Origin of the sequence: Brevibacillus sp. BC25, from assembly GCF_000282075.1 — a bacterium.
Classification (GTDB): Bacteria; Bacillota; Bacilli; order Brevibacillales; family Brevibacillaceae; genus Brevibacillus.
In genome coordinates, this window is sequence record NZ_AKIX01000128.1 from 47,983 (window position 1) to 54,971 (window position 6,989).

1 protein-coding gene is annotated in these 6,989 nt (G+C 46.0%); it reads left to right on the forward strand.

Annotated elements, in window-relative coordinates; genetic code table 11:
* The first annotated feature begins 157 nt into the window (after nucleotides 1-157).
* Nucleotides 158-6,985 carry a non-ribosomal peptide synthetase gene (locus PMI05_RS27655; RefSeq protein ID WP_039961566.1) on the forward strand — a complete coding sequence of 2,276 codons (6,828 nt, stop codon included), beginning with the start codon at nucleotides 158-160 and terminating at the stop codon, nucleotides 6,983-6,985.
* Nucleotides 6,986-6,989: the final 4 nt, after the last annotated feature.

A 6,989-nucleotide genomic window follows, 5' to 3' on the forward strand; every position in this document is an offset into this window, starting at 1 on the left:
ATTTACATACAACCACTTGCAGAAAAGTGTATTTTTGAGTTATATGTAAAATCATGTAACAAAAAGTAAAAATGTGGTACAAATTCCATCTAAAACAATTTTCAATCGAAGTCAACTTTTTGTCAACGAAATTATGAGAAATGCTGGTGATGTTTTTTTGAGAATATTATTCCTAACAACATTCATGAGCAAAGAAAACAAGATTGTGCAGTACTTGGAATCAAGAAACCACAAAGTCATCGTGTGCAATGAAAAGTGGGAACAACAAACCGAATTTTTTGAAGAAATCGACTATATTGTCAGTTACGCGTACGGCTATATTCTGAGTAAGGATATCGTTTCCCATTTCAAAGGGCGCATTATCAATCTACATACATCCCTCTTGCCCTGGAACAAGGGGAGAGACCCTGTTTTCTGGAGTATTTGGGATGAGACACCAAAAGGGGTTACGCTACACCTCATAGACGAGAACATAGATACAGGCGATATCCTTATTCAAGAAGAGATTGCTTTTGATGACGAAGATACACTGATCGATTGTTACAACAAAGCGAATCAGGTGATTGAAGACCTGTTCATCCGAGAGTGGGAGAATATTGTAAGTGGGCGGATCACACCATTTCCGCAACCATCTGGTGGAACGATTCACTACAAAAAAGACCGAGATTTCTACAAAAACCTGAATATGACCACCGTAAAAGAGCTTCTGGCATTAAAACGTTTTTGTGGAGAACGAACACAAGTAGAGATGCAGAGCGATAAAACCTACCATCAGTTGTTTGAACGACAAGTCGAAGTGTCACGAGACAGTCTAGCAGCTGTATGTCAAGACCAGTCCCTGACATATAAACAGCTTAATGAGCGAGCCAATCAGTTAGCCCATAACCTTTGTGCCAAAGGAGTTAAGCCTGACGATCTTGTTGCGCTCATGATGGATAGATCACTGGATATGCTGGTGAGTATTCTCGCCGTTCTAAAGGCAGGAGCAGCATATCTCCCTATCGATCTGGATTATCCTGATGAACGAATTGCTTATATGTTAAACGACAGTAGAGCACCCGTTTTATTGACACAGACCCCCCTTATAGAGAAGACGAAGAGTATCTGCGAAGTAGAAGTGATCGACGTGTGTGACCCTGGTAGCTTTAGCGACAGAAAAGAAAATCTACAGTACGTCAATCGATCAACAGATCTCGTCTATGTCATGTATACATCGGGATCGACAGGTTTGGCCAAGGGCGTGATGATCGAGCATGGCAACTTGGTAAATTTTTGCGAATGGCATCGCCAGTACTTTGAAGTGAGCCATGAAGACAAAGCCCTTGTCTATTCCAGTTTTTCGTTTGATGGGTCTGTGTTGGAAATGTTTCCCTATCTACTCACGGGCGCTACGTTACACATCGTGCCAACTGCACTGAAGTATGATCTGATTGCCTTGAATGATTATTGCAACCAAGAAGGCATTACGATCAGCTTTTTTCCGACGGGAGCAGCTGAACAGTTCATGCAAATGGATAATCGTTCTTTTCGAGCGATGCTCACAGGCGGGGATGTGCTAAAAAAGGTTGATCGGCGCGGTGCTTACAAGCTGTACAACTTGTATGGACCGACAGAGTGCACGATTGTTGCTACTATTTTTGAGGTGGACAAGCAATACCAGAGCATTCCGATTGGCAAGCCTATCGCTCATACCTACATCTTCATTTTGGACGAAAAGCTGGCATTACAACCGATTGGGGTAGTAGGCGAGGTATTTATCCTCGGTGAAGGGTTGGGACGCGGATATGTGAACCGACCAGATTTGACCGCAGAGAAATACATCATTCATCCACAGACGGGTGAGCGCTTGTACCGCACGGGAGACAGAGCACGCTGGTTGCCTGACGGGAACATCGAGTTTTTGGGCCGCCTAGACAATTTGGTGAAAATCCGCGGATATCGGATCGAGCCAGGAGAAATTGAACCTTTCCTCATGAATCATCCAATGGTCGAAATGGCAACGGTTATCGCCAAAGAACGGGAGGATGGCCGCAAATACTTAGTTAGTTATTATGTTGCTCCTGATGAAATCCCTTTTCACGAGCTGAGGGAATGGCTCAGAAATGATCTTCCTGATTACATGATCCCGACGCACTTTGTTCACATGGAGACTTTACCGCTCACCACGAATGGAAAGGTAGACAAGCGGGCATTGCCAGATGTACAGGGAGATGAGGAGTTGCTTAGGGAAGATTATGTCGCGCCAACTGATGAGCTTGAACAACAATTGGCTCAGGTGTGGAGCAACGTGCTAGGAAATTTGCAGGTGGGAATCGACGACCATTTTCTTGAATGCGGTGGGGACTCGATCAAGGCCATGCAGCTCATTTCCCAGTTCAAGAATATCGGATTCGATTTGAGATATGACCAGCTTTTTAAGCATCCAACGATTCGCCAATTGAAACGTTTGTTCACAGAGCAAGAGCAGACGAACATACAACCATTGCAGGAACTGAACGTACAACAGGAATACGAAACATCCGCGGTGGAGAAACGAATGTACATCATCCAGCAGCAGGATGTCGAGTCGATCGCATACAATGTGACATTCACGGTTGACTTTCCCCAATCCGTAGATGTGGAGCATATCCTGACGGCCTTGCAGCAGCTGGTGATGCGCCACGAAGGATTACGAAGCACGTATTACATGCATCATGACGAAATCGTAAAACGAATTGTCCCGTGGGCCGAACTATCATTTGTCCGTCAAACGGGTGCAGAAGAGGTGCTACACAGCCTACTTGCAGAGCACATCAAGCCATTCGATTTGGCAAAAGCGCCATTGCTCCGGGCTGGAATCATTGAAACTCCTGACAAACAGGTTCTCTGGCTCGACTCCCATCACATCCTCATGGATGGCTTATCCAAGTCGATTTTGTTGCGAGAGTTACAGACTTTACTCGAACGACAGCAGCTTCTCCCTTTAAAGAATACCTATAAGTCGTTTGCGCGATGGCAAAATCAGTGGCATTCAAGCGAGGAATACAAACAGCAAGCTGCTTACTGGAAAACCCTTCTAGAGGACGAGCTTCCTGTTGTCCAACTTCCTACACGAAAACGTCCGCCGCAACTGACATTTGATGGGGCTACCATCACGTATCGCGCAAACAAAGAACTCACTAGAAAGCTCAAAACCACAGCAACAAAAAATGACGTTACCGTGTATATGCTGATGCTCACCATCGTTTCTGTATGGCTATCCAAAATGAATAACGACAGCAAGCAAGTCATACTAGGGACCGTAACAGATGGAAGACAGCACCCAGATACGCAAGAGATACTTGGGATGTTCGTTAATACCTTGCCACTTCTACTCTCGATTGAGCATGAAGAAAGCTTTTTACATAACCTGCAACAGGTAAAGCAAGAGCTTTTGGCTGCTTTGCAAAACCAGTACGTTCCCTTTGATAAAATTCTCGAAGGCTCTGGCGCAAAACGCGACGGGAATCGTCATCCTCTGTTTGATGTGATGTTCATGATGCAGGGCTCACCGGAGACAGGGGTGGAAAACCAAACGCGTCATATCAACAACAGGACTAGCAAGTTCGACCTGACACTAGAAGCAGTGGAGCGGGAGAACGAGCTACACATTGTTTTTGAATACAACACACTGTTGTTTGATGAACGCATGATCCACCGTATGATTGCGCAGTTTGAACACCTCCTTTTGCAAGCTGTTCACGGCTTGGAGGAGCAAGTTAAAACGTTTGAACTAATGCCCCAAGAGCAACGCTTCGATTTGTTACTAGGGGTAAACGATACATCCAAAACATACCCCAGCAAATTGATCATGCAGTTGTTAGAAGAATGGGCGACCGCTACACCGGACAAGATCCCATTGGTACTCGGCGAACAGTGCATGACGTATCGAGAGCTGAACGAACGAGCAAACCAACTGGCACATACCCTCCGAACAAAAGGGGTGCAACCAGACGATCTGGTGATGCTTATAGCGGAACGATCCTTCGAGATGATAGTTGCAATTTTCGCCGTGATAAAAGCAGGTGGAGCCTATCTGCCGATCGATCCGAACAGTCCGACTGAACGAATTTCCTACATTTTCACAGATAGCGGGGCCAAGCTGGTGGTAGCACAGTCCCGTTTCGTTGAAAAAGTAAGCTTTACAGCGAATGTTATGGATCTGAATAGCGAGAGTAGCTTTTCGCCAGATACAAGCAATCTACCACTGGTTAACATGCCGGATGACCTCGTGTATGTTATGTACACATCGGGCTCAACCGGGAAGCCAAAAGGCGTGATGATTGAACACGAAGGGCTGCTCAATGTACTCCATGCCATGCAAGATGAATATCCGCTCATGTGTGAAGATGCAATCCTGCTGAAGACGACCTACATTTTTGATATCTCTGTAGCGGAAATCTTCGGGTGGATTCCTGGGAATGGCAGATTGGTAATTCTCGAGCCAGAAGCGGAAAAGAATCCCAAAGAAATATGGCAAGCGGTAGTTCAAGAAGGGATAACCCACATCAATTTTGTGCCATCCATGTTGAATCCATTCGTCGAATATCTGGAGGGGCGAAACGAAGCCAACCGATTGCGGTACATCCTTGCTTGCGGGGAAGCGATGCCGGATGATCTCGTGCCAAAAGTATATGAAGTACTGCCGGAGGTGAAATTGGAAAACATCTACGGGCCAACAGAAGCGACTATATATACTTCCCGCTATTCGCTCGCAAAAGATTCACTGGAGAGTCCTGTTCCCATCGGAAAGCCACTGCCCAACTATCGCATGCATATTGTCAATCAGCACGGACAATTGCAGCCAATAGGAGTGCCGGGCGAACTATGTATTGCCGGAATCAGCTTGGCGAGAGGGTATTTGAATAACGAAGAGCTGACAGCGGAAAAATTTGTTGCCCATCCATTAGAGGCTGGTAAGCGTATCTATCGCACAGGCGACCTGGCACGTTATCGTGAGGATGGCAATATCGAGTATCTCGGACGGATGGACCATCAGGTAAAAATTCGTGGATACCGCATCGAGTTGGATGAAATTCGTAGCAAACTGATTCAGGAAGAGTCCATTTATGATGCGGTGGTTATGGCCCGAACCGACCAGAACAATCAGGCATACTTGTGCGCCTATCTGCTTTCTGCGAAGGAATGGACAGTCAGTCAATTGCGCGACCTGCTTCGCCGTGAATTGCCAGAATATATGGTACCTGCCCATTTCGTTCTCATGAAGGAGTTTCCGCTTACATCCAACGGAAAGCTGGATCGCAAAGCCCTGCCCGAACCGGATGGAAGTGTGAGCAGCTCAGTGGAATACGTAGCACCGCGCTCTGAGATGGAAGAGATTCTTGCCGGAATTTGGGGAGAAGTACTTGGCATCGAGAGGGTAGGGATTCAAGACAGCTTTTTCGAGCTTGGTGGAGATTCGATCAAGAGTTTGCAGATCGCGTCTCGTCTGCAACGGATGAATCTCATGATGGAAGTCAATCACCTATTTAAATATCCGACGATCGAACGAATCGCACCGTTTGTCATTTCCGAGAGGATCAAGATCGATCAGGGATTGGTAACAGGGCCTGTCTTACTGACACCAATCCAGCACTACTTCTTTGAACGGATTACATCAAGCAGACATCACTGGAATCAAGCAATGATGCTTTTCAGCAAAGAGGGCTTCCATAGCGAACTACTGATGGAATCTCTAAATGCGCTAGTGCTTCATCATGATGCCCTGCGCATGAGTTTTACCGAATCGGATGAGGGATTTGTCCAGTTTAATCGGGGCGACGATGGTAATCTGTTCGAATTCCATGTGTTTGATTTTACAGAAGAGCTGGATGCTCGAAGCAAAGTGGAAGAAGAAGCAAACCGCCTGCAAGCCAGTATGAATTTACAGGAGGGACCGCTGGTTCAAGTAGCGCTCTTCAAGACAAGAGCAGGTGACCATTTGCTTTTTGCGATTCACCATCTGGTTGTTGACGGTGTTTCCTGGCGCATCATTCTGGAAGACTTCCGAATCGCCTATCAACAAGTAGCCTCAGGTAATCCAATTGCTTTACCGGAAAAAACACATTCTTATCAAAAATGGGCGAAAGAGCTAAAAAACGTAGCCAATAGCAAGAAGCTTGTAAACGAACTCGCTTATTGGAAAAAAGTCGAATCCATTCCGACCCGTCCTTTGCCAAAGGATCAGGAGACCATTTACCAGACCGAAATGGTGACGATAACAGCGTCGGTTCGTTTCTCCAAAATGGAGACTGAACAATTACTGCGCCATACAAATCACGCCTACCAAACGGAAACGCAAGAGATCCTGTTGACTGCCTTGGGAATGGCGATGCAGGAATGGACAGGGGCAAACGATGTTAGGGTCTTTTTGGAAGGACATGGACGTGAAGAGATTGTCAAAGGCTTGAATGTCTCTCGTACGGTAGGGTGGTTCACTTCCCTTTTCCCAGTAATCCTGCCTGCTACCAAATCGGGTCAATTGGCGGAGCGGATCAAGCTGGTCAAAGAAATGATGCGTGCTATTCCTAATAAAGGAATCGGGTATTCCATCTTAAAGCATCTCACAGATATCGAGTACAAGCGAGACATCCATTTCACACGCCAACCCGAAGTTGTGTTCAATTATCTGGGACAGTACGATGCCGATCTGGACAATGATCTGTTCTCGCTATCGGATCTACCAGGGGGGATAGTACTAGGCCCGCCTGCCGAACGCATGCACCCGCTAGATATCTATGCCAAGATTATCGGTGGCGAGCTGGTTATCTATTTGAATTACAATCGCCATGAGTATCACAAAACGACGATAGACAAGCTCATAGGACTCTATCAATTTCATTTGAACGCTATTATTGTACATTGTATGCAAAAGAAAGATTGTGAGTTAACACCGAGTGATTTCGTGGACAAGAAGCTCTCTCTGGAAGAACTCGATGACATTATGGACTTGATAGGCGATTTGTAAGTAA